Below are 23,522 nucleotides of genomic sequence, written 5' to 3'. Positions count from 1 at the left end.
CGCTAGCTCCGCACGCCAACCTGTTGACCGCAAGCGCCAATCGCCATGACCGAACCCACCTCCCTCGCCAGCTGGACCCGCGCCCTGCGCAAGCAACTCGACGCCCTGGGCCTCGACAGCGCCGCGCTCTGCCGCGAGGCCGGGCTCGACCCGCTGTTGATGGACGACCCGAATGCGCGCTACCCGTTGTCGGCCACCACGCGCCTGTGGGAACTGGCGGTGCAGGCCAGTGGCGATCCGGCGATTGGCTTGCGGGTGTCGAGGTTTGTCAGCCCCACCACCTTTCATGCGTTGGGGTATGCGCTGGTGGCCAGCGGCAGCCTGCGCGAGGTGTTCGAGCGTATCGTGCGCTATCACCAAGTGGTCAGTGATGCCCTGAGCCTGGAGCTGAGCCGTCACGGTGACGGCTACCGTTTCCGCCTGCTGCAACCCGAAGGCAGCCCGGCGCCGGCGCTGGAAGCCATAGATGCGTTTGCGGCGATCTATGTGCGCACCTGCCGCAATCGCCTCGGGCGTGACTATGCACCGCTGGCGGTGTACCTGCGGCGCCCGGAACCGGCCGACCCTGCGCCCTGGCACACGGTGTTTCGCTCACCGGTGTTCTTCGGCGCTGAGGAAGACCGCCTGGAGTTCGCCGCCCGCGACTTCGACAGCCACCTGGACGACGCCAACCCGGAGTTGGCCGAACACAATGAAACCGTGCTCAAGCGCACCCTGGCCCAACTGCAACCGCTGACCTGGGAGCGCAAGGTGCGCGCCGCCATCGAAGCGCAACTGCCCGACGGCGAACCCAGCGCGGAGCGGATCGCCCAGGCGCTGCATTTGAGCCTGCGCAGCCTGCAGCGGCACCTGGCGGATGAAGGCTGCCGGTTTGATGCACTGCTCAATGAGTGTCGGCAGAACCTGGCGCTATTGCACCTGCGCGATCCGCAGTGTTCATTGGCCGAGATCAGCCATTTGCTGGGGTTTGCCGATACCAGCAGCTTCAATCGGGCGTTCAAGCGCTGGACGGGGATGACGCCGGGGCAGTTCAGGGATGGGTTGCGGTAGGCAGATGTGGGGTGGCTTTGAGGGCCTCATCGGGGGCAAGCCCCCTCCCACATTGGGTCTGTGAATACATTCAAGTGTGGGAGGGGGCTTGCCCCCGATAGCCATAGGTATCTACACAACTTTGTAGCAGCCAACAGTAACCACGATGCGAAGCGAGCCGCTCTTGATCTTGCTCTTGATCTTAAGCGCCCCGTTAAACCACGCTGGCCGGAATTCGACAGTGATTTGGGGGGTAAACCGGCAGGGATGCCGGTTTAGCCGCCCCGCGCCATGGATGGCGCGTGGCGGCGGCCCCCCAAATCGCTGTCGGATTACGGGCACACCGAGCCTAAGCGAGGTGCCGAGTGGTGGGGCAAGAGCGTTTTGCTTACTTTTGCGCTTTTCAAAAGTGAGACGCCGTAAGGGCGGAACCCATAGCAGCCGTTACCGCAGCAACGGATATGTACTCGCCCTGATCCAGCATCCTGGTCGGCTGTCAGGCCGCCATCGGGAGCAAGCCCCCTCCCACATTTGGATCGCGCGGCATCAGTCAGATAGCTATAGGCCGCCAGGTCGCCACGGGAGCAAGCTCCCTCGCCACAGGTTCAGGGCTACGCCAAAGTTGTGTAGATATCTATGCCCCGATAGCGGTGGTGGAGGCCATCACCGCCCTCGGTCACGCCGCAACACCTTCCTCACCCGCGCCACCAATACCTTGGCATCAAACGGCTTGAGCAAGTAGTCGTCTTCATGCAATTCCAACCCACGCAAACGATCTTCGATGCCATCGGGCGTGGTCAGAAACAGCACGGGCGTTTCGCCGCGTTGGCGAATCGCCTGCTGCAACTTCCAGGCATTCAGGCCCGGCAGCATCACATCCAGGATCACCAGGTCGTACACGGTGCTTTCCACAAACCGTTGCGCGGCCATGCCGTTGGCCGCGACTTCCACGGTAAAACCGGCCTCGCTCAAGCCCTGGGCCATCCGTTGCGCCAGTTGCGGCTGGTCTTCCACTAACAACACGTGCATGCCTTACCTCTGGGTTTGATTACAAACCTGTCATCAAATTGTGCGGCTTTTGTCCACCTCCACTGGCTACCGTGACGGCCTGCCTTCTGGAGCGTTCACCATGTATCGCACTGCTTTATTCCTGAGCCTCGCCGTGGCGACTGCCGCCCAGGCGACGCCACAACTGCCACGCCACGCCACGCTTGATTTACACACCGCGCGCCAATTGGCCGATGCCAGCCTGGCTCACTGCAACGCCGCGCTGACCGTGCTCGACCGTGGCGGCAACCTGCTGCTGAGCCTGCGCGCCGACGGCGTCGGCCCGCACAACAGCCTCGCCAGCCAGCGCAAGGCGTACACGGCGTTGTCGACCAAAACCCCAACCCGGCTGTTCGCCGAGCGTGCGCGCAACAACCCCGAGGCCGCCAACCTTAACAGCTTGCCCGAATTGCTGTTGCTCGGCGGTGGCGTGCCGCTGTTTGCCGAGGCCGAACTGGTCGGCGCGCTGGGCATCGCCGGTGCCGGCGGCGCGCCGCAGGATGAAGCCTGCGCCGTACAGGCGGCCGAGCAACTAGGCTTGAAAATCACCCCTTGATTCCACTCCTGTCAACAAGGACTTCTCGATGAAAACCCTAAGCATGACCCTCGCCGCCCTCAGCCTGAGCGGCCTGTGCAATCTGGCCCTGGCCGACGGCAACCCGCTGAGCGTGCATGTGCTCAACCTGGAAAATGGCCTGCCGAGCGCCGGCGTCAACGTCACCCTGGAGGAACACGTGGGCGACCAATGGCAGGCGCTGTCCCAAGGCGTGACCAACCAGCAAGGGCGCATCGCCGAACTGTTCCCGGCAGATCGCAAAATGAAGCCGGGCGAGTACCGCGTGGTGTTCAAGACCGGCGACTATTACAAGAAAGCCAACCGCGAAACCTTCTTCCCCGAAGTGCCGGTGATTTTCCAGGTCAAGCAGGTCGATCAGCACTACCACATCCCGCTGTTGCTCAGCCCCTACGGCTTCTCCACCTATCGCGGTTCATAGGCGCGCCTGCTCGACTTCACCCTGGCCTTGCGCGATCATCATCAACAGCCGCTGGCAGCCGACTGACAGGGCATGATCAAACATCCTACAGGAGGAATAACAATGAAAAGCCTCGTCGACCACCTCAGTCAATACGCCGCCTACCACCGCGACCCGCGCAATATCACCAGTCATTTCATCGGCATTCCGTTGATTGTGGTGGCGGTCGCCGTGCTGCTGTCACGCCCCGAATGGGCGGTGGGCGGGCTGTGGCTATCACCGGCGGTGCTGCTGGCGCTGTTTTCGGCGTGGTTCTACCTGCGCCTGGAGCTGGCGCTGGGTGGTTTGATGACGGTGCTGATGGGTTTGTCGGTGTGGGCCGGGCACGTACTGGCGGCGCAAAGCACGACGGTGTGGCTGGGCAGCGGCGTGGGCCTGTTTGTGCTGGGCTGGGTGATCCAGTTTGTCGGGCATTACTACGAAGGCCGCAAGCCGGCGTTTGTGGACGACGTGTCGGGGCTGATCGTGGGGCCGTTGTTTGTGGTGGCGGAGTTGGCGTTTCTGGTGGGGCTGCGGCAGGACCTGAAACAACAGATTGAAGCGCGCTCGGGGCCGGTGGCTCGTCGCGATCTCAAGCCAAGCGAGGTCTGAATGTGGGAGGGGGCTTGCTCCCGATGGCGGTGGGTCAGCTGATTCATAGGCCAACTGACACTCCGCTATCGGGAGCAAGCCCCCTCCCACATTGGCCCCATTTCACATTTGGCACTGGGGTGAGCTTAGGCTTTTTGCCAGACCTTGGGCTTGAAGAACAGGGTCTCGCCACGGGCCAGGCCGGTGAGGCTGTCGTGGTCTTTGACCACTTCGGCTTCGATCAACTCGGGTTGGCCTTCGACCTTCAAGGTCACCCGCGTGGTCGCGCCCAGCGGCCGAATATCGCGCACCTCTGCCGCATGGTGATCCTCCAGCTCATGCCGCGACAGCGACACCTCATGGGGGCGGAACAGCAGGTGTTTATCCTCGCCCAGGTGCAGGCGGTTCGAGTCACCCAGGAAGTGGTACACAAAATCGCTGGCCGGGTTTTCGTAAACCTCGCCCGGTGAGCCGATCTGCTCGATCACGCCCTTGTTCATCACCACGATACGGTCGGCGACTTCCATGGCCTCCTCCTGGTCATGGGTCACGAACACCGAGGTCAGGTTGATATCCTCGTGCAAGCGCGCCAGCCAGCGGCGCAGCTCCTTGCGCACCTTGGCATCGAGGGCGCCGAAGGGTTCGTCCAGCAGCAGCACTTTAGGCTCCACCGCCAGGGCGCGGGCCAGGGCGATACGCTGGCGCTGGCCGCCGGAGAGTTGTTCTGGATAACGATCGGACAGCCAATCGAGCTGCACCATGTTCAGCAGGTCGTGAACCTTGGTCGCGATCTGGCTTTCGCTCGGGCGCTGGTTTTTCGGCTTCATGCGCAGGCCGAAAGCGACGTTGTCGAACACGGTCATGTGGCGGAACAGCGCATAGTGCTGGAACACAAAGCCCACGTTGCGATCACGCACATCGTGGCCGGAGACGTCCTCGCCGTGGAACACGATGCTGCCGGCATCCGGGGTTTCGAGACCTGCGATGATGCGCAGCAAGGTGGTCTTGCCGCAGCCGGAGGGGCCCAGCAAGGCCACCAGCTCGCCACTCTGGATATCCAGGTTGATGCTGTCCAGGGCCTTGAAGGCATTGAAGTTCTTGCTGACATTACGGACTTCGATCGACATGACTTATTCCTCACCGGCGCTGTTGCGCAGGCGGTTGATTCGGTTCTCGCTCCACTGCTTGAGCAGCAGGATGAAGAGCGCCAGGATCAGCAACAGGCTGGCCACCGCGAAGGCGGCGACGTGGTTGTATTCGTTGTAGAGAATCTCGACGTGCAGCGGCAGCGTGTTGGTCACGCCACGAATATGGCCGGACACCACCGACACCGCGCCGAACTCACCCATGGCCCGCGCGGTACACAGCACCACGCCGTAGATCAGGCCCCACTTGATGTTCGGCACGGTGACATGCCAGAACATCTGCCAGCCGTTGGCACCGAGCAGGCGCGCGGCTTCTTCTTCCTGGGTGCCCTGCTCCTGCATCAACGGGATCAGCTCGCGGGCTACGAACGGCACGGTGACGAAGATGGTCGCCAGCACGATGCCGGGCAAGGCGAACACGATCTGGATGTCATGGTCCTGCAACCACGGCCCGAAGAAACCCTGGGCGCCGAACATCAGCACATACACCAGGCCCGCGATCACGGGCGAGACCGAGAACGGCAGGTCGATCAGCGTCACCAGGATGCTTTTGCCACGGAAGGAATACTTGCTCACGCACCACGCGGCGCTGACACCAAACACCAGGTTGAGCGGCACCGAAATCACCACGGCGATTACCGTGAGTTTCAGCGCCGACAGCGCGTCCGGTTCGAGGATCGCAGTGAAGAACGCGCCGAGGCCATTCTTCAAGCCCTGGGACACCACGATCAACAGCGGCAGCAGCAAAAACAGCGCGAACACCAGCCAGCCGAGGCCGATCAGGATACGTCGCGAGGTGGCGCTGCCGCGCCGGGCGGCGTTGGCCGAGGACGCGGCGGAGATAGACGATTGGGACATGTTCCGCGCCTCCTTATGGACGTTCGATGCGCCGCTGCAACAAGTTGATCAGCAGCAGCAGGACAAAGGAAACCACCAGCATCAGCACACCGATCGAGGTGGCGCCGCGGTAGTCGTACTGGTCAAGCTTGACCATGATCAGCAGCGGCAGAATCTCGGTTTTCATCGGCATGTTGCCAGCGATGAAAATCACCGAACCGTACTCGCCGACGCCACGGGCGAAGGCCAACGCAAAACCGGTCAGCCAGGCCGGCAACAGCGCCGGTACGAGGATGTGACGGAACACTTGCAGCGGCTTGGCGCCCAGGCAGGCGGCGGCTTCTTCGACTTCCCGGGGGATATCGGCGAGTACCGGCTGCACGGTGCGCACCACGAAGGGCAAGGTAACGAAGGTCAGCGCCAGGGTGATGCCCAGCGGGGTGTAGGCGATCTTGAAGCCCAGGTCGGCGGCGAACTGGCCAACCAGCCCGTTAGGCGCGTACAGCGCGGTCAACGCGATACCGGCCACAGCCGTGGGCAAGGCGAACGGCAGATCGATCATCGCATCGATGATCTTGCGTCCGGGGAAGGTGTAGCGCACCAGCACCCAGGCCAGCAGGGTGCCGATCACGCCATTGATCAGCGCGGCGTACAACGCGGTGCTGAAGCTCAGTTTCAACGCCGCCAGCACGCGGGGTGCGGAGATGATGTTCCAGAACTGATCCCAGGTGAGTTGAGCGGCGTGTACAAACATCGCCGCCAGCGGGATGAGCACGATCAGGCTGAGGTACACGACGGTGTAGCCCAGCGTCAGCCCGAAGCCGGGTATGACGGGGGAGATACGACGCGACATAAGAGTCCTTGGTTAAAGGGTAGAAACCACTGTAGAAGCCAGCTGTTGTGGCGAGGGAGCTTGCTCCCGCTGGGCTGCGCAGCAGCCCCAGGACCAGGCGACCCGATGAACCGTGGGGACCGGTACTGGGAGCGCTTCGCACTCCAGCGGGAGCAAGCTCCCTCGCCACAGAAAGCTCGCTCCTACAGGTACTTTGGCTTACTGCGCCGTGTAGATCTGGTCGAACACGCCACCGTCGTTGAAGAATTTCGGTTGGGCAGTTTTCCAGCCGCCGAAATCTTTGTCGATAGTCACCAGGTCCAGTTTCGGGAACTGCTGGGCGTATTTGGCGGCGACTTTCTCATCGCGTGGGCGGTAGAAGTTCTTCGCCGCAATCTCCTGGCCAGCCGGGCTGTACAGGTGCTTGAGGTATTCGGTGGCGATCTCGGTATTGCCCTTTTTCTCGGCGTTCTTGTCGACCACGGCCACTGGCGGCTCGGCGAGGATCGACAGGGACGGCACGACGATGTCGAACTTGTCGGCGCCGCCGTCTTCTTTCAGCGCCAGGAACGCCTCGTTTTCCCAGGCCAGCAGCACGTCGCCCTGGCCGTTGTTGACGAAAGTGATGGTGGAACCGCGCGCGCCGGTGTCGAGGATCGGCACATGTTTGAACAGCTCCTTGACGTATTCCTGAGCCTTGGCTTCGCTGCCGCCGGTCTTCAGGCCGTAGGCCCAGGCGGCGAGGAAGTTCCAGCGCGCACCGCCGGAGGTTTTCGGGTTAGGTGTGATCACCGAAACGTCTTTCTTGACCAGGTCGCCCCAGTCCTTGATGCCCTTGGGGTTGCCCTTGCGTACCAGGAACACGATGGTCGAGGTGTACGGGGTGCTGGCATCCGGCAGGCGGGTCTGCCAGTTTTCCGGCAGGGTCTTGCCCAGCTTGGCGATTTCGTCGATGTCGCCGGCCAGGGCCAGGGTCACCACGTCGGCGCGCAGGCCGTCGATCACCGCGCGGCCCTGCTTGCCCGAACCACCGTGGGATTGCTGGATCTTCACGTTGTCGCCCGGGTGAGACTGTTTCCAGAAGCTGGTGAACTCAGCGTTGTAGTCCTGGTACAGCTCACGGGTCGGGTCGTACGAGACGTTGAGCAACTCGTAATCCTTGGCAACGGCGGAACCGGCAAACACGGCACTGGCCAATGCGGCCAGGGCGTAACGGCGAATCGACGACATAGAAGCTCCTGAAATTCTTATGTTGGCGCAACCCTGTAGGAGCGAGCTTGCTCGCGAAAAACCCAGGAGCACCGCGTTAAACCTGATGCGCTGCGTTATCGTTGGCGTTTTTCGCGAGCAAGCTCGCTCCTACTGGTGGCTTATTCTTAGGCGGGTTTGTTACCCGGGTTCTGCAGACGGAATTTTTCCTTGCGTTCGATCTGTACCACTTGAGCGTTGTGTACGGTGATTTCCACCGCGCCAAACCGCAGATCGCGCAAGGCGCTCTGGATCTCACGCAAAATGGCTGCTTCGTCCTGGCCGTCGACGCTACGTAGAGATGCGCTCATGGTCTCGCTCCTGAAATGAATAGTGCCTGGCAGTGGCGGCACTGCTTGCGGCGTGAGGGCGATAGTAGATAAGCGCGGATATTCTTAAAAATACTATTTAAGAATGTTTATATAACCAGAAAGAATTTTCTGACGGGACGTGGGGTTGCGCGCAGGTTTTGCGTTCAACCACTGAATTTAAGCAGTGATGCAATCCAATGTGGGAGGGGGCTTGCTCCCGATGGCGGTGGGTCAGACAAGATTTTCTAACCTGATAGACCGCTATCGGGAGCAAGCCCCCTCCCACAGTTGAATGCATTTCAAATGTGGATGGGGGGTGTTCGGCTCCAATCTATCTCTTGGGCCGGCATCGGCTTGCCAAACCAATACCCCTGCCCCATGTCGCATTCCTGGTCCAGCAGGAAGCGCGCCTGCTCCACTTGCTCGATCCCCTCGGCATGCACCTGCATGCCCATGCTTTTGGCCAGGGCGATGACCACGCGCACGATGGCGGCGTCGTCTTCATCCCAGGGCAAGCCGGCGACAAAGCCTTGGTCGATCTTGAGTTTCTGCACCGGCAGGCGCTTGAGGCGCAACAGCGAGGAATAGCCGGTGCCGAAGTCGTCGATGGCCAGGCGCAAGCCCAGCTCGCGCAGGCGGTGCAGTTGTTCAAGGGCGACTTCCGGGTCGTCCATCACCGCGCTTTCGGTAACTTCCAGCTCCAGGAAGGCGGGATCCAGGCCGGTGTCGTGAAGCACCTGGCCGACCTGTTCATAGAGTTCGCGCCGGGCAAACAGACGGCTGGAGACATTGATCGCGATAAACCCCAACGGCGCGCCGTCCGCCAACCATAGGCACATCTGGCGGCAGGCCTGGTCCATCACCCAGGCATCGATGTCGGCGATCAACCCGGTGCGCTCGGCGATGGGAATAAATTCAGCCGGCGGCACCAGGCCGCGCTCCGGGTGCTGCCAGCGCACCAGCGCTTCCACGCCAATCAAACGGCTGTTCTGCAGGTCGTGCACGGGCTGGTAATAGACGCGCAGTTCCTGCCGGTCGAGGGCGCGGCGCAATTCGCTGGCGATTTCCACACGACTCTGCGCGTGAGCCGTCAGTTCCTCGGTGTACAAGGCGTAGCTTTCACGGCCCGCGTTTTTGGCCTTGAACAAGGCCGAGTCAGCGTTGCGCAACAATTGCTCGGCGCTCAGCGCATCGCTGGGGAACAGGCTGATACCGATGCTGGCGCTGATAAACAGTTGGTTGCCGTCAAAAATGAACGGCTCCTTCATGGCCTCAAGCATCCGCTGGGCCATGGCCGCAGCCTGCATCACCTGTGGACAACTTTCCGCCAGCACGGCGAACTCGTCGCCCCCCAGGCGCGCCAGGGTCACCCCAGGCCCGAACAGCCCCTTGAGACGGTCGGCCACCAGCTTGAGCAGTTGATCGCCAACGTTGTGGCCCAGGCTGTCATTGATGATCTTGAAGTGATCCAGGTCCATCAACAGCAATGCACAGCCGCGCTTGTGCACGCGTGCCGAGGCCAGCGCCTGCTCGGCGCGGTCGGTGAACAGCAGGCGGTTGGGCAGGCCGGTCAGCGGGTCGTGGTGGGCCAGGTGCGCCAGCTCGTGTTCGGAGTCCTTGATGGCGCTGATATCCGAGAACACGGCGACGTAGTGGCTGATGTGGCCCTGGTCATCACGGATGACGCGGATGGTTTGCCACTGGGGGTAAATTTCTCCGCTTTTGCGTCGATTCCAGATTTCGCCGCTCCATTCGCCGCTGCGCTCGAGGGCCTGGAACATCTGTTGATAAAAATTCGACGAATGGCGCCCGGACTTGAACAGGCTGGGTGGCCGGCCCATGACGTCTTCGCGGCGGTATCCGGTGATCTCGATGAACGCCCGATTGACGTGCACGATCAGGCCCTGAGCGTCGGTGACCAGCACGCCTTCGCGGGTGCAATCAAACACCGCAGCGGCCTGTTGCAAGCGTTCACGGTTTTCTTTCAGGGGATGTTGCAACGCGTGAGCACGGGCAAAGCGCAACCCCATCAGGTAAATAGCCAGCGCGCTCAGGCCTACCCAGACATAGCCGCGCAGTTGCAGCCAATGCGCCAAGGCCCGTGGATCATCGATAAAGCTGATTAATAGATGGTGGCTAAGCTGAAGCCATAGAATGGAAATCAGCAGGTATACCAGCCCCGCACGTAGGGCTCCTCGGTATGAAAACAACATATGCTCAGTAATCCTTACCAAAAAAACACAATCGCCCTACGGAGGCTGAGGATTATAGAATAAGAAACATCCAGTCACTTCTATCTGAAAGGGCGGCTGGTTTTCTCTGTAGGCTTAGTGATAATGCGTGAGCTGTTCTTTACTTTATCTGAGGGCCATACAGCCTATGTGGTACAACGGTTTTCTTGACCTGTCAGCCTGGCAACTGGTGGCAGTCACGTTGTTGATGACCCATGTGACCATTATCGGGGTCACCGTCTATCTGCACCGTTATTCGGCCCATCGCTCGCTCGAGCTCAATGCTGGCCTGAAACACTTCTTCCGCTTCTGGCTGTGGTTGACCACGGCGCAGAACACCCGCGAGTGGACCGCCATCCACCGCAAGCACCACGCCAAATGCGAAACCGTCGATGACCCGCACAGCCCGGTGATCAAGGGCCTGTCCACCGTGCTGCGCAAAGGTGCCGAGCTGTACCGCGCCGAGGCGGAAAACCCCGAGACCCTGCGCATCTACGGCAAGAACTGCCCGGACGACTGGATCGAACGCAACCTCTACACGCGCTACCCGCTGCTGGGCATCGCGATCATGGGTGTCATCGACGTGCTGCTGTTCGGCACCATCGGCATCACCATCTGGGCGATCCAGATGATGTGGATCCCGTTCTGGGCCGCCGGCGTCATCAACGGCCTGGGCCATGCCGTGGGCTATCGCAACTTCGAATGCCGCGACGCGGCGACCAACCTGGTGCCGTGGGGCATCATCGTCGGTGGCGAAGAACTGCACAACAACCATCACACCTACCCCAATTCGGCCAAGTTGTCGGTGAAGAAGTGGGAATTCGACCTGGGCTGGGCCTGGATCAAGGTGTTCAGCTTCCTGCGCCTGGCCAAGGTGCAGCGCGTCGCGCCGATCGCCCACCGTGTCGAAGGCAAGGGCCACCTGGACATGGACACCGCAATGGCGATCCTCAACAACCGCTTCCAGATCATGGCCCAATACCGCAAATTGGTGATCGGCCCGCTGGTCAAGCAAGAGCTGGAGAAAGTCGATCATTCGGTGCGCCACCAGTTTCATCGCGCCAAGCGCCTGCTGTCACGGGAAACCAGCCTGCTGAGCGATCGCCACCACGTGCGCATCCAGAGCATGCTGGAACACAGCCATGCGCTGAGCGTGATCTACGAGAAGCGCCTGGCGCTGCAGCAAATCTGGCTCAAGACCAGTTCCAACGGCCACGACATGCTGGCTGCGATCAAGGAATGGGTGCACGAAGCCGAGGCCAGCGGCATTCAATCTCTGCGCGATTTCGCTCACCAATTGAAGACCTATTCACTGCGTCCCGCAGCGGTCTGACGGTACTGCGGGAGGGCTCTCCCTCCCGCACACTGGCTTTTTGGCGCCATTTTCCGGGCACCGCCAATCCATCCCGATCACGGAACTTCACCGCAATTCCCCTCTCTCAAAGAACACTTCGCCATCATGGTGACCCCTTGTAGTGACCGCTGTTCCATCCTGCGGCGCGCCCAGAGAGAGTTGTTCCGATGGTTCACGAAAAGCCCTGCCCGATTGACCTGTCCTCTGCCCAGCCACCGCGCCCAGCGGCGGCGTCGACCCTGCTGGCGCTGATGCATGCCCAGGGCGAGGTCGAGCGGCTGAGTGAGCGTGAGCAGCTGCTCAGCTCGCTGCTGGTGAGCGTGAACGCGGTGCTGTGGGCCATCGACTGGGAAACGCGTCGTGTGCTGTACGTCAGCCCGGCCTACGAACGGATATTCGGCCGAAGCGCCGGTTTGCTGTTGGCCGATCACCGGGAATGGCGCAACAGCATCCACCCCGAAGACCTCGACTACGCCGAACACAGCCTGGCCCGCGTGCTGGAACAGGGCGCCGTGGAAGACCGCGAATACCGCATCGTCACGGTCGACGGGCAGATCCGCTGGCTCAGCGACAAATGCTATATCAATCAGCAGGCCGAGCCGGGCAAGCCGATGATCGTCGTGGGCATGGCCGAGGACATCACCGAAAAGAAGCAGTTGGAGCTGGAGTTGCATCGCCTGGCCACCACCGATGTGCTGACCCAGAGCAGCAACCGCCGGCACTTCTTCGAACTCGCCAACCAGGCCTTTGACAACGCCTGTATGCAGGGCACGCCGCTGGCGTTCCTGTTGTTGGACATCGACGACTTCAAAGACATCAACGACAGTTATGGCCACCTCGAGGGTGACCAGGTGCTACGGCGCATCGCCGAAAGTGGCCGAAGCGTGTTGCGCCGTGGCGACCTGTTCGGCCGCATCGGCGGCGAAGAATTCGCCGCCATACTGCCCGGCTGCGCCCCGGACATGGCCCTGCAGGTAGCCGAGCGGCTGGGCAAGGAAATCCAGGCGCTGAGTTTCAGCGTTGAAGGCCACGCGTTTACAGTGACCGTCAGCCAGGGCCTGACCAGCCTGCGCGAAGACGACTCGACCCTGGACAGCCTGTTCGGCCGCGCCGATGCGGCGATGTATGAGGCAAAACGTCAGGGTAAAAATCGGGTGATCGCTGCCTGACACTGCTCGAAATGTGACTGATCGTTGACTGATCGTTCCCACGCTCCGCGTGGGAATGCCTCCTGGGACGCTCCGCGTCCCGCCACACAGTGACGCAGAGCGTCACGGGCGGCGTTACCACGTGGGAGCGTGGGAACGATCTTCGGTGTGAGCGGCGGGGCTTAAAAAAACCCGCCGAAGCGGGTTTTTTACATCGACACAGCGCTGGGATTAGAGCTCTGCGAAGCACTCTTCAATGATTGCCAGGCCTTTGTCCAGCTGCTCGTCCGGCGAGGTCAGTGGCACCAGTACGCGCAAGACGTTGCCGTAGGTACCGCAGGACAGCAGGATCAGGCCCTTGTCACGCGCCTTGGCCACCACGGATGCAACGGCAGCGGCGTTCGGTTTGTGGCTATCGCCATCTTCGAACAACTCCACGGCAATCATCGCGCCCAGTGCACGCACTTCGCCGATTACCGGGTATTTGGCCTGGATGGCCTTGAGGCCGGTTACCAGGCGTTCGCCGACGGCCTTGCAGCGGTCCAGCAGGTGCTCTTCTTCGAACACTTCCATTACCGCCAGCGCGGCCGCGCAGGCGATCGGGCTACCGGCGTAGGTACCGCCCAGGCCGCCTGGGGCGATGGCGTCCATGTATTCGGCCTTGCCGCACACACCGGCCAGCGGGAAGCCACCGGCGATGGATTTGGCGAAGGTGGTCAGGTCGGCGGCGACGCCCATCTGTTCCATGGCGAAGAAGGTACCGGTGCGGCCGGCACCGGTTTGCACTTCGTCGGCGATCAGCAGGATGCCGTGCTTGTCGCACAGTTCGCGCAGACGCTTCATAAAGGTTTTCGGCGCGACGTAGAAACCGCCTTCGCCCTGCACCGGCTCGATGATGATCGCAGCGATATCACGCGGCTCGGCATCGTTCTTGAAAATACGCTCGATGCTAGCGATGGCGTCGTCGTCGCTCACGCCGTGCAGCTCATTGGGGAACAGCGCACGGAACACGCCGCCCGGCATCAGGCCCATGCCCGCCGAGTACGGCACGACTTTACCGGTGAGGCCCAAGGTCATCATGGTGCGGCCGTGGTACGCGCCGGTGAAGGCGATCACACCGGCACGGCCCGTGGCGGCGCGCGCGATTTTCACGGCGTTCTCGACCGCTTCGGAACCGGTGGTGACCAGCAGGGTTTTCTTGGCGAAATCACCTGGCACCTTGGCATTGATTTTTTCGCACAGCTCCACGTAAGGCTCGTAGGCCAGGACCTGGAAGCACGTGTGCGTCAGCTTGTTCAGCTGCTCGGTCACCGCTGCGATGATTTTCGGGTGCACGTGACCGGTGTTCAGCACGGCGATACCGCCGGCGAAGTCGATGAACTCGCGACCTTCAACGTCGGTCACGGTGGCGTTCTTCGCAGATTCGGCGAAGATCGGGTGAATCTGGCCAACACCGCGCGGTACAGCGGCTTCGCGGCGTTTCATCAGGGAAGCGTTGGTCTTGCTCATAAAGTCCTCATTCGCCGCTCATCGGGCGGCGTGGCTCAAGGATAGGTGGCGGGGAGGCAACTACGGCAGCATGCGATGATCGACTGCCACAGCTTTCCGGCCACTGCGAATAACGGCGTGAAACACGCAAAGGGGCAGCGCTCTCGTGCCCTCTGCGTTTACTGCAATCCCTTACCGGTCAGATGCCCAGGCAGAGGTATTTGATTTCCAGGTAATCCTCGATCCCGTACTTGGAACCTTCACGGCCCAGGCCCGAAGCCTTGATGCCGCCGAACGGCGCCACTTCGTTGGAGATCAACCCGGTGTTGACGCCGACCATGCCGTATTCCAAGGCTTCAGCCACACGGAACACACGGCCCAGGTCACGGGCATAGAAGTACGACGCCAGGCCGAACTCGGTGTCGTTGGCCATCGCGATCACTTCGGCTTCGTCTTTGAAGCGGAACAGCGGCGCCAGTGGGCCGAAGGTTTCTTCCTTGGCCACGGCGGCGTTTTTCGGCACGTCGGTCAGGATGGTCGGCTCGAAGAAGTTGCCTTCCATCACCTTGCCGCCAGCCAACAGCTTGGCACCTTTACTCAGTGCGTCGGCGATGTGTTCCTGGACCTTGGCCACGGCCTTTTCGTCAATCAGCGGGCCAGTGGTGGTGCCCTCTTCCAGACCGTTGCCGATCTTGAGCTTGGCCACGGCCACTTTGAGCTTTTCGGCAAACGCGTCGTAGACCGAATCCTGGATGTACAGGCGGTTGGCGCAGACGCACGTTTGGCCGTTGTTACGGTACTTGGAGATGATCGCGCCTTCGACGGCCTTATCCAGGTCGGCGTCGTCGAACACGATGAACGGCGCATTGCCGCCCAGCTCCAGGGAGACTTTCTTGATGTCCTTGGCGCATTCGGCCATCAGCTGGCGACCGATTTCGGTGGAGCCGGTGAAGGACAATTTACGCACGATCGGGTTGCTGGTCAGCTCGCCGCCGATGTCGCCGGCGCTGCCGGTGACCACGCTCAGCACGCCTTTCGGGATGCCGGCACGGTGTGCCAGCTCAACCAGGGCCAGGGCCGAGAACGGGGTTTGCGACGCCGGCTTGATCACCATGGTGCAACCGGCGGCCAGGGCCGGGCCGGCTTTGCGGGTGATCATCGCCGCAGGGAAGTTCCAGGGGGTGATGGCAGCGGTCACGCCGATCGGCTGCTTGATCACGATCAAGCGCTTGTCGGGTTGATGGCCGGGGATCACGTCACCGTAGATGCGCTTGGCTTCTTCGGCGAACCACTCGATAAAGGAAGCGGCGTAGACGATTTCGCCCTTGGCTTCGGCCAGCGGCTTGCCTTGTTCGAGGGTCATCAGGCGGCCGAGGTCGTCCTGGTTTTCGATCAACAGCTCAAACCAACGGCGCAGCTTATTGGCGCGCTCCTTGGCGGTGAGTGCACGCCAGGCCGGCAGGGCCTTGTCGGCGGCTTCGATGGCGCGGCGGGTTTCGGCGGCGCCCATCTTCGGCACGGTGCCGAGAATTTCGCCTGTGGCCGGGTTGTTGACCTTGATGGTTTGACCATTGTCCGCATCGACCCAAGCGCCATCGATGAACGCTTGCTGGCGGAACAACTGGTTGTCTTTAAGCTGCATGTCGGCTTTCCTTAACAGCACCGCGCGCACGCGGAGCGAATTAGAGTTGTTGAAAGGCGCCTGGTGGGCTGCCGTCAGGGAAATCAGCCTCAACGCGCCACAGTGAATAGATAGAGCACGAGAGGCAGAGCGTTTGAAATCTCAAACGAATCCTAGGAGCAATGGGGGTACAGGGCAATAGGATGTTCGAAAAAAAGAACAAAAACGCCATATCCGTCAGACCTTTCTGATCAGCGTAGTTGCACTTGGTTTAACCGCACTGATCGATGGCCCCCGGCCCAGAGCCTGCACGCGGCGGATTCCTACACTTAAAGGCCCAAAGACCAGCATGGACGCCCAAGGTCGACATGGGTATGATGTCGCCCGCACAAGCATCCGTAGCTCAGCTGGATAGAGTACTGCCCTCCGAAGGCAGGGGTCGTGGGTTCGAATCCCGCCGGGTGCACCACATACTAGTTTCTGGCTGTCTCAGACAGCCTACGAAACACCCCAAGAAGCCCGCCCCGTGCGGGCTTTCTTGTTTCTGGCTATCCGGCGCCTGTAATCGCGACGATAAGGTCCACCACTGGGGCCTGTTGGTCGAATTCGATTACCCGGACTGCGCCAAAAAGCGCTGGAACATTCCAGCCCGAACCATGGCTGGCGACTTCGGAAAGGACGTACTCGGTCCACCGGTCGGCATGGGCCTGCGCCTCGCGGGAACCCGATAAGGGCGCAATGCCCGCAACGACCTGCAGAGTTATCTCGGCGGCTTCGACAGCGCCCAGCGCGCACGATTGGTGTCACGCCTGGCTGGCACGACAATGCGTTCCTATTGCCCGAACAACAGATCGACTCGCACGCCGAACACTTGCATTTTTACGAGGCCGGTGCGCGGTTGCCGCCGATCAGCGAGGCGGATTCTCTGGAGCAATGGCAGCAGCAAATCGGCGCGCTGTGCGTTGGTAATCACCGCTTGGCGTTTGTCGTCTCTGTGGCCTTTGCGGGGTCTCTGATGAACCTGCTTGGGCATGAGTCGGGCGGCTTCCACCTCTACGGCGACAGCTCCGGCGGCAAGACCACCCACCTGCAGATCGATGCCTCCGTCTATGGCGGGCCGCGTCTGGTGCGTTCTTGGCGATCCACAGATAACGCCCTGAAGTCCATCGCCGCTGCACACTCAGACGGCCTCCTGGTGCTGGATGAAATCGGCATGTGTGACCCGCGCATTATTGGCGAGACGGTGTACATGCTCGGCAACGGCACCGGCAAGGCCCGGGCGAATGATCGAGGACAAGCGGGCCGACAGGTGCAGGAGTGGCGCTTGCTGTTTCTCTCGACCGGCGAGAAGACGTTGGCGCAGCACATGGCGGATGCAAACAAGGAGCTGAAAGCCGGTATGGAGGTGCGCATGCTCGCTGTGCCAGCGGATGCCAGCAAAGGCCTCGGCATGTTCGATGTGCTGAATGGTTTTGAGGACGCTGCGGCCCTCTCCGATGCGCTCAAAGCCCGTGTAGCGAAATACTACGGCACGCCCCTCACCGCCTTCCTGCACGCACTGTGCGCGCCAGGAGAAATGCTCAGGTGGTGGGTGATCGTTCGCCGCACGGTGGAGCAGTTCATCACCCAAAACCTGCCCGCCTCGGCCAGTGGTCAGGCCCAGCGTGCCGCCCTTCGCTTTGGCCTCGCTGCAGCGGCCGGAGAGCTGGCCACCGCCTTTGGCGTTACTGGATGGCCCGATGGTACGGCCACGACCGCTGCACGTGTATGTCTGCACGCTTGGCTGGCCGAACGAGGCGGCGCCGGAAACTTCGAGGGCGATGCGATTTTGGCGCGGCTGAGGCAGGTCATCGAGCGCTTTGGAGAAAGCCGCTTTACCCGTTGGGAATCTGCCGCCGCCAAGATCGATGAGCACGGTCCACGCACGATTGATCGACTGGGCTTTCGCAAGACGATGGAACACGGCATAGGCGACGCCCTGCATACCACCAACACCTACTACGTACTGCCGGAAGCCTGGAGGGCCGAGATCTTCAAGGGCATGAATATCAGTGCAGTGAATAAGGAGCTGCTGCAACGGGGCATGCTCGAACCGGGAAGCGATGGCAAGGCGTACAGCTTGATTCGTCTACCTGGGTTAGGACCTCAGCGCTGCTACGTGGTGAAGACAGTCCCGGGAACCGATGAGAGCGAGGCTCAGGCGGCCTGATGGCCGGCCTACGGAGTAATGCAGGCTCAACTTCGGCCTAGCCTGCCACTATCCCCATCAGACAATCAAATTACACAGGAAAAAACACATGAATGGCATACAAGAACTAAAAGATAAACCCGAAGCCCAGCTTCCTGGATTGGAAAAACTGGAAACGGAACTGCTCCCTTTTGAGGCCGCGCTGGAAAGTTCAAAAGGCATAGACCGTGACCAGACAAGAGTGATCATGAACGGAACTCAAGAACTCAAAGATAAATGCGACACCCTGCTTCCTGAATTGGAAATTCTGGAACAGGAGCTGCTCCCTTATGAGGACGCGCTGGAGAAATCCGAAGGCATAGACCGTGACCAGCAAAGAGCGATGAGAGACGAGTTCAATGAGCGCAAGCGCCGAATCGATTCGATCAAGTTTGAGCTCTATCAAATCAATCAAAAACTGCTTCGCCGAGAGGCGATTGCTGAGCAGGATACTCGGATAGCTGAATACGTCTCCGGCATGAATAACTGGAAGGTCGGCAAGGAAGAGCTTCTCACCAAACGACAGAGCCTTAACGTTCGGCTGGAGCAAGTCCGCAAGCAAGCGCAGGAGGATATGAGTAAAGCGCGACAAGCTGAAACTGAAGCGGCATCAGCCTATGCCAGAGCTGTTGCATGGGGTGATGAAGAAGGCGAAAAAAACGCGAATAGTGATGCGCAGATAGCCGCGAAAAACCTTGTGGCTGCCACTGAACATCACCGGCGGCAACAGCTCATTATCACCGCTCTCGAGGAGGAGTTAGTGACGGTGGACAAACACATCATTGAGGCAGAAGAGGAATACAAGCAACTTGAACGCTCTGCCTTGCATGTGGCGCATTACGCCTTGGAAGAAAAGTGGAATGTTGCCGCCCGAAAACTACTGGATGTGGGAGCTAAGCTGTACGCAGCCGGACGTTTAATCGGGGGTGATCCCGTGGCGTTTTTGAAACTGGATATTCCCGAACTGGGTGAAAATTACGGCCACTGGCACCTGCGCCATATGTCCGAGCGGGCCAATTACGACGTTTCAGATATTCTGACGCGATAGTTGGCGAAGCTCTGCTGGAAACATCGAAAAAGTCGGCTTATGTCGGCTTTTTAATACACTGAAAAACGATAGACAAGCTTAGGGATAATTTGCCGCCACCCACAGAGCTTCAAACGTTCAACATCCACACCACTTGGTTTCAGCGCGACCTGGCAACGGGACGACAGGAAGCTTTAAGCGATCCGTGGAGTATCTTCAATCTTAGCGCAAAGGTATGCACCTGCTGGCAATGAGAAAAGTTTTGCACGCGCAGCTCGCGCATAGGCGGCATCAGACCGGGTAGAACGTTTTAACTGTTCTTGTAAGCGATCTATGGCCGCACGATCATTTTCTTCAGCCAACAGTTCCATCAGGGTCAGGTAGTGATCTTCTACCTCGCGCATCACACGTTTACGTGCGCTAATCAAGTTTCCCAAGTTCAAACCATACAACTCGACAGACTTACTAACACGCCAATTTTTAACAGCACCCACGCAGACCATACTTGCCACTGCACGACCATCCTCTGGGTTGATATCGACCAAATCAACATCCACAGCTTTTGTCGGATCTAGCAATACAGGCCACTCATCTCCAATGCATCGGTCTTCCCAACTAGCCTTCTTACTGCCGTCCAGTAACGGAAACCAACTCCCCTTCCCTACCGTTGTTTCGGTAGCCTCGTCTTTGTTGACGCTGTTTGAGCGCCCGGCGGTATAGCAAAAATTGTCCCATGAAAAGGCTAGCCAGGGATAACCGCTATCCGAATCTAAGTCAGTTCGCCGAGCCTGCTTCTTGGGTCTAAAATGATCCACGGCGAAAAAGGACTGCGGATCATTACTCTCCGAGTACCAGCACTTTCCATATGACATTTTCGCCAGGTACCGCCCGAACGCCCGCCACACATGGGCCTTCTTCTCAATGAAATCTTTCCGTTCAGCAGAAGCTAAACCCTCCAACTCCGCCTGCGCACGCTCGGCGACCTTCAACACTTTCTCGGGAATCAGGCCAGTGTCGCGCTTCACATAAATCATGTAGGCTCCTGCTCCGTACTTATTAAACGTTGAATCAGGGCTTTCATAGCGACATGACGTGCTTCAATCTGGGTTGGAGTCAAGGGTGGCCTGTCGGCATATCTGACATCGTGCCATGCACGTAGAAAGGCTTGGTACAGAGGCTCTCTGTCCTCAAAGAGGAAACCAAGCCGCGCCAGCTTATCGTTGATAGCAATGAGCTGGCGCTCCTGCTCATCAGATTTGGTCATTAGGTGAGTCAGAGCATTTCGCTCATCTACCAAACTCTGAGTCTCAACATCCAAGCTCGTTGGCAGGCCAAAGATTTCAGTCAGAGTAGACGTGAATCCCATGCCTTTGGGGTCGGCATATGGCGCTACCGCCTCCACTCGACCATCTTGCCCTTGTGTGATTATCCGTACTTCATCTCGCGTCAGCGCGGAGATGGTTAAGGGGTTATGCGAGGTTAAAATGATATGGCATTTGTCCACATCTGCAGCAATACCAGTCCAGTCCTCGATCAGCTTCAGGTAGCTGTGCTGCCAGTGGGGATTGAGATGGGTGTCAGGTTCATCCAGCAGAAATAAGGCGCGTTTACCACGTGACACCCGTATTAACCCGAGAACCATCAGCAGCTGACGTTCTCCATCGGAGAGGTCAGCGAAACCAACATCGCCAGTGACGTCGTCCTGACGCGTTACCCATACCAGCATCTCGCGAATGAGATCAGAAATGTCCATAGCCTCCAGGGCATAGAACATGTCACGTTCACTCTGAAATCCACTGGCAAAACGAAGCAAGTGATCGAAAGAGGGAAGAAATGTAGCGTACTGCGATTCGGTCTGTTGTTTATCGCGGTAATCGTCAATAGCGTTTCCTTCGAGCGCCAAGGGATGAAAGGCCATCTCCTTGAACTGATGCGCTGTACGCCCGGCGGGTCCGGCAGCCCCCCAAAAATTTTGCGGCAAACGTTCATCAGCTTTCTTGGACCGCGCAAACCAGGGTTCGCGAAAATGCGCGAGCAACGAATGAAACCCAGAAATTCCCAACTTAGACGACAATTCTTCCGTTAACTTCCGATCAGGAAAGGCGAACAACGCCATCAAGGCCAAAACACCATGGATAGGGCGACAATAAAAAAGACGTCGCGCCTGTTGCGCCGACTTGAAAACGCTGAGACTGTCTTCCAGCTTAATCGCGTCGTAGTAACGGCGCTGGTGGCTATCGAAAAGCGATTCTAAGCGACGGCTGCCCCCCGAGTAATAACCGAACACCAGGTCAGGAAACCATTCTTCCTTACGCTTTTCGAACTCGTTTCTCTTGACCTCTTTACCGTTAACGAGAATGGCAGGCTCACCAGGCAAGTTACTCAATGTAATACGCGCTGGCTCGGAAACGATATGTTCCGGTGGTTGGATGCGGTAATCGACGCGGTACTGAAAACGTGGTTCCTGACGACGCAAGTCCACCCAGCGAAAGACCTGAGTGATGGCCTCGATCAAGTTCGACTTACCGGCGCCATTCTGGCCGATGAGCACCGTAGTGAGCTTTTGTTCATCAAAGTCCACCTCCAGATGTTTCAAGTTTTTGAAGCCGTCGATATAGACCTTATCCAGCCGCATGGCCCAACTCCAATAGGTTGGTGTTATCTTTCACATAGCCTTGGGCGACTTCCCAGGCTAGTTGCTTGTAAAAGTCGGCCACTGGTAGCTGTACCAGTTTGAAGAGTGATTCGGCAGTTGCAGAACCATTTAGGCGGCGTAAATGGTCGGCTAAGTAGGCTTTGCCTTTCACGTCATCATCGTGTCGACTTTTGGTCATAGTTGCGGTTTCCTTGGGCGCACGCGGTGGACGAACTTGGCGGATCTTACGGACTCTGGGCTTAGCCACCGCGCTAGCGCGCCGCGCCGCGATGCGAGCCAGTAAGGCACTGGCGGATTCGTTGTTAGGGTCTTGAGGGACCAACTCACCGCGAAAAGCTTTAGATAGCAATAGTAACGTCAAGCGCTGGACTTTAGCATTTGCTTCAGCATAGTGAGCGTCTATGCAATCGGCGAAGCTGAAAAGGCTATCCACGCGCCGCACTATCTCTAGCTGTTCGTCGAGGGGAGGCACAGGCAACTGAAGTGCTCGAACATCTCCAATATTAATTCCTTTTACAGCCACGCCTCGTATAGCCTTTTGCATACGTAACTGAATGGAGCTTTCTAGCAAACTAAAATACACATAGCGGCGTTCAATCCGAGGATTGATAGAGAGTCGCGCTGTATCTTGAGTGATATTTGCTCCATCCAACTCATCAGGTACTTCGATCAAACGACCGACGGTTCCACGAATAGAAAGGATAAGATCGCCGGGACGTAATCGGGATCTCTTAAATTGTTCATCGATCGCCGCACTTGTCTTTCGGATCAGTTCAAGCTGCAAGCGATTTCCAGGAAAGTCTGCTACCCGTATGTAAGGCACACCCACATCAAGTTCGGGGCCAGGCTTCAATATGCCGTAGGTTATAGGTCGACCAGGTTCACAGAGATCCCTTAGTGTTGCCACCGCCCATGACTTCGGCAAAAGTCTACCATCAAAGTTATGCACACCATCACTAGGCTCGGCAGCATTACCTTTGGCATGTCCACCATTAGCTTCATGATCTCCTTTGAGAAGATCTAGCAGATCACTTGCATGATTAAGTGTTCTCTCTTCACGCCAATCTGATGTCAGATCTCCGGAAGTCGCAGCGCCTAAAACCGACTGTCTGTAGCGTTTAAGTAAGTTAGGTAAAGCGTCGAGGTGCTTTTTACAAACTTGTACACGGGCAATAAGAACATCAAGCTTATCGGCAATTTTAGACTGCTCGGCCAAAGGAGCAATTGGTGCGATGAATGCCCTAACATCCTTAGAGCGAATGGCGGGATATAACGCACCTTGCACTAACGACGACATTGATTTAACGAACGCCTCAGTTCTGACCAGATAATTAATCCAACGAGGATCCATGTCTTGGCAGGGACGAAGCACATCAAAACCGGTCGAGGCGATCGCACCATCATGCTGCGCGGGTATTAGCGCAACCGCATTAAGGTTAGGCCGTGTCATTGACACTAATGTGTCACCCTCTCGCACCACTTTACGGGCGCGGCTTGGCGCATCAGCACCTCTCATTTGCGTAGAAGTGGCTACGGTCTTATCTGCACGGTTAATTGCACCAATGTCGATGTAGGTAAATACCTCATCAACGTCAGGCACCTTTTGGTCAGGCGCTGTTGTGACGCCGCCCAAGGGGGCACTACTCCAACCCTGAGGGAACTTACTCATTCTTGGTTCCAACCAAAATCTCTACGCGATGGACCAGACGCATCGGTC

General features: G+C 59.0%; 19 protein-coding genes, 1 tRNA gene and 1 pseudogene. 9 read left to right on the top strand and 12 right to left on the bottom strand.

The window, feature by feature from the left end; all coding sequences use genetic code 11:
- Positions 1–45 precede the first annotated feature (45 nt).
- Entirely contained in the window at positions 46–1,050 is a 1,005-nt protein-coding gene (locus C4J86_RS01130) for an AraC family transcriptional regulator (protein ID WP_124365386.1), read from the top strand.
- Positions 1,051–1,692: 642 nt separating this feature from the next.
- Here the strand turns inward: C4J86_RS01130 and C4J86_RS01125 are convergent.
- Positions 1,693–2,058 (bottom strand): response regulator, encoded by a 366-nt coding sequence (locus C4J86_RS01125; RefSeq protein ID WP_124369176.1) that lies wholly within the window; start codon positions 2,056–2,058, stop codon positions 1,693–1,695.
- A gap of 100 nt (positions 2,059–2,158) precedes the next feature.
- Here C4J86_RS01125 and C4J86_RS01120 point away from each other — a divergent pair, with 100 nt between their 5' ends.
- From C4J86_RS01120 to C4J86_RS01110, 3 genes are all read left to right on the top strand, one after another.
- The gene (locus C4J86_RS01120; protein ID WP_124369175.1) at positions 2,159–2,632 is read left to right on the top strand and encodes a heme-binding protein; all 474 of its coding nucleotides are present in this window, start codon (positions 2,159–2,161) and stop codon (positions 2,630–2,632) included.
- Positions 2,633–2,660: 28 nt separating this feature from the next.
- The gene (gene uraH, locus C4J86_RS01115; protein ID WP_124369174.1) at positions 2,661–3,071 is read left to right on the top strand and encodes a hydroxyisourate hydrolase; all 411 of its coding nucleotides are present in this window, start codon (positions 2,661–2,663) and stop codon (positions 3,069–3,071) included.
- A 102-nt stretch (positions 3,072–3,173) separates the two neighbouring features.
- Positions 3,174–3,701 (top strand): DUF962 domain-containing protein, encoded by a 528-nt coding sequence (locus tag C4J86_RS01110; protein WP_124369173.1) that lies wholly within the window; start codon positions 3,174–3,176, stop codon positions 3,699–3,701.
- A 125-nt stretch (positions 3,702–3,826) separates the two neighbouring features.
- On the opposite strand, the gene C4J86_RS01105 is transcribed toward C4J86_RS01110, so the two are convergent.
- From C4J86_RS01105 to dibA, 6 genes are all read right to left on the bottom strand, one after another.
- Positions 3,827–4,807, bottom strand: coding sequence for a sulfate/molybdate ABC transporter ATP-binding protein (locus tag C4J86_RS01105; protein WP_124369172.1), 981 nt, complete (start codon positions 4,805–4,807; stop codon positions 3,827–3,829).
- Between the two features lie 3 nt (positions 4,808–4,810).
- Positions 4,811–5,683, bottom strand: a complete 873-nt coding sequence (gene cysW / locus C4J86_RS01100; RefSeq protein ID WP_122686303.1) for a sulfate ABC transporter permease subunit CysW — start codon at positions 5,681–5,683, stop codon at positions 4,811–4,813.
- A gap of 13 nt (positions 5,684–5,696) precedes the next feature.
- Positions 5,697–6,515, bottom strand: coding sequence for a sulfate ABC transporter permease subunit CysT (gene cysT, locus C4J86_RS01095; RefSeq protein ID WP_065949976.1), 819 nt, complete (start codon positions 6,513–6,515; stop codon positions 5,697–5,699).
- A gap of 198 nt (positions 6,516–6,713) precedes the next feature.
- Positions 6,714–7,724, bottom strand: coding sequence for a sulfate ABC transporter substrate-binding protein (locus C4J86_RS01090; RefSeq protein WP_124360743.1), 1,011 nt, complete (start codon positions 7,722–7,724; stop codon positions 6,714–6,716).
- A 146-nt stretch (positions 7,725–7,870) separates the two neighbouring features.
- The gene (oscA, locus tag C4J86_RS01085) at positions 7,871–8,053 is read right to left on the bottom strand and encodes a sulfur starvation response protein OscA (RefSeq protein ID WP_010565387.1); all 183 of its coding nucleotides are present in this window, start codon (positions 8,051–8,053) and stop codon (positions 7,871–7,873) included.
- Positions 8,054–8,352: 299 nt separating this feature from the next.
- Positions 8,353–10,266 (bottom strand): phosphodiesterase DibA, encoded by a 1,914-nt coding sequence (dibA, locus tag C4J86_RS01080; protein WP_124369171.1) that lies wholly within the window; start codon positions 10,264–10,266, stop codon positions 8,353–8,355.
- 166 nt (positions 10,267–10,432) lie between these two features.
- Between dibA and desA the strand changes: the two genes are divergently transcribed.
- Positions 10,433–11,617 (top strand): delta-9 fatty acid desaturase DesA, encoded by a 1,185-nt coding sequence (gene desA / locus C4J86_RS01075; protein ID WP_124369170.1) that lies wholly within the window; start codon positions 10,433–10,435, stop codon positions 11,615–11,617.
- 188 nt (positions 11,618–11,805) lie between these two features.
- Positions 11,806–12,807, top strand: a complete 1,002-nt coding sequence (locus tag C4J86_RS01070; RefSeq protein WP_124369169.1) for a sensor domain-containing diguanylate cyclase — start codon at positions 11,806–11,808, stop codon at positions 12,805–12,807.
- A gap of 210 nt (positions 12,808–13,017) precedes the next feature.
- On the opposite strand, the gene gabT is transcribed toward C4J86_RS01070, so the two are convergent.
- Positions 13,018–14,295: a 4-aminobutyrate--2-oxoglutarate transaminase gene (gene gabT / locus C4J86_RS01060; protein WP_124369168.1), complete on the bottom strand. Its 1,278-nt coding sequence runs from the start codon at positions 14,293–14,295 to the stop codon at positions 13,018–13,020.
- A 178-nt stretch (positions 14,296–14,473) separates the two neighbouring features.
- Complete coding sequence (gabD, locus tag C4J86_RS01055) at positions 14,474–15,916, bottom strand: NADP-dependent succinate-semialdehyde dehydrogenase (protein WP_124369167.1); 1,443 nt, start codon at positions 15,914–15,916, stop codon at positions 14,474–14,476.
- Between the two features lie 371 nt (positions 15,917–16,287).
- On the opposite strand from gabD, the gene C4J86_RS01050 reads away from it, so the two are divergent.
- The 3 genes and pseudogenes from C4J86_RS01050 (at position 16,288) to C4J86_RS01040 (ending at position 19,170) form a co-directional block, all read left to right on the top strand.
- A tRNA-Arg gene (locus tag C4J86_RS01050) sits at positions 16,288–16,364 on the top strand.
- An 88-nt stretch (positions 16,365–16,452) separates the two neighbouring features.
- Positions 16,453–18,104 (top strand): annotated as a pseudogene (locus tag C4J86_RS01045) (DUF927 domain-containing protein); the annotation flags it as partial.
- A 226-nt stretch (positions 18,105–18,330) separates the two neighbouring features.
- Positions 18,331–19,170 (top strand): chromosome segregation protein SMC, encoded by an 840-nt coding sequence (locus C4J86_RS01040; RefSeq protein ID WP_124372369.1) that lies wholly within the window; start codon positions 18,331–18,333, stop codon positions 19,168–19,170.
- A gap of 173 nt (positions 19,171–19,343) precedes the next feature.
- Here C4J86_RS01040 and C4J86_RS01035 read toward each other — a convergent pair whose 3' ends face one another.
- The 3 genes from C4J86_RS01035 to C4J86_RS01025 are packed head-to-tail and all read right to left on the bottom strand — an operon-like array spanning position 19,344 to position 23,474.
- Positions 19,344–20,183, bottom strand: a complete 840-nt coding sequence (locus tag C4J86_RS01035) for a hypothetical protein (RefSeq protein WP_124369166.1) — start codon at positions 20,181–20,183, stop codon at positions 19,344–19,346.
- Entirely contained in the window at positions 20,180–21,784 is a 1,605-nt protein-coding gene (locus C4J86_RS01030) for an AAA family ATPase (RefSeq protein WP_124369165.1), read from the bottom strand. Before C4J86_RS01030 ends, C4J86_RS01035 begins: the two co-directional genes overlap by 4 nt.
- Positions 21,771–23,474 (bottom strand): restriction endonuclease subunit S, encoded by a 1,704-nt coding sequence (locus tag C4J86_RS01025; RefSeq protein WP_124369164.1) that lies wholly within the window; start codon positions 23,472–23,474, stop codon positions 21,771–21,773. Before C4J86_RS01025 ends, C4J86_RS01030 begins: the two co-directional genes overlap by 14 nt.
- Positions 23,475–23,522: the final 48 nt, after the last annotated feature.

Source organism: Pseudomonas sp. R2-7-07 (genome assembly GCF_003852355.1).
Classification (GTDB): domain Bacteria; phylum Pseudomonadota; class Gammaproteobacteria; order Pseudomonadales; family Pseudomonadaceae; genus Aquipseudomonas.
This window is presented reverse-complemented; position numbering and strand designations above follow the sequence as displayed.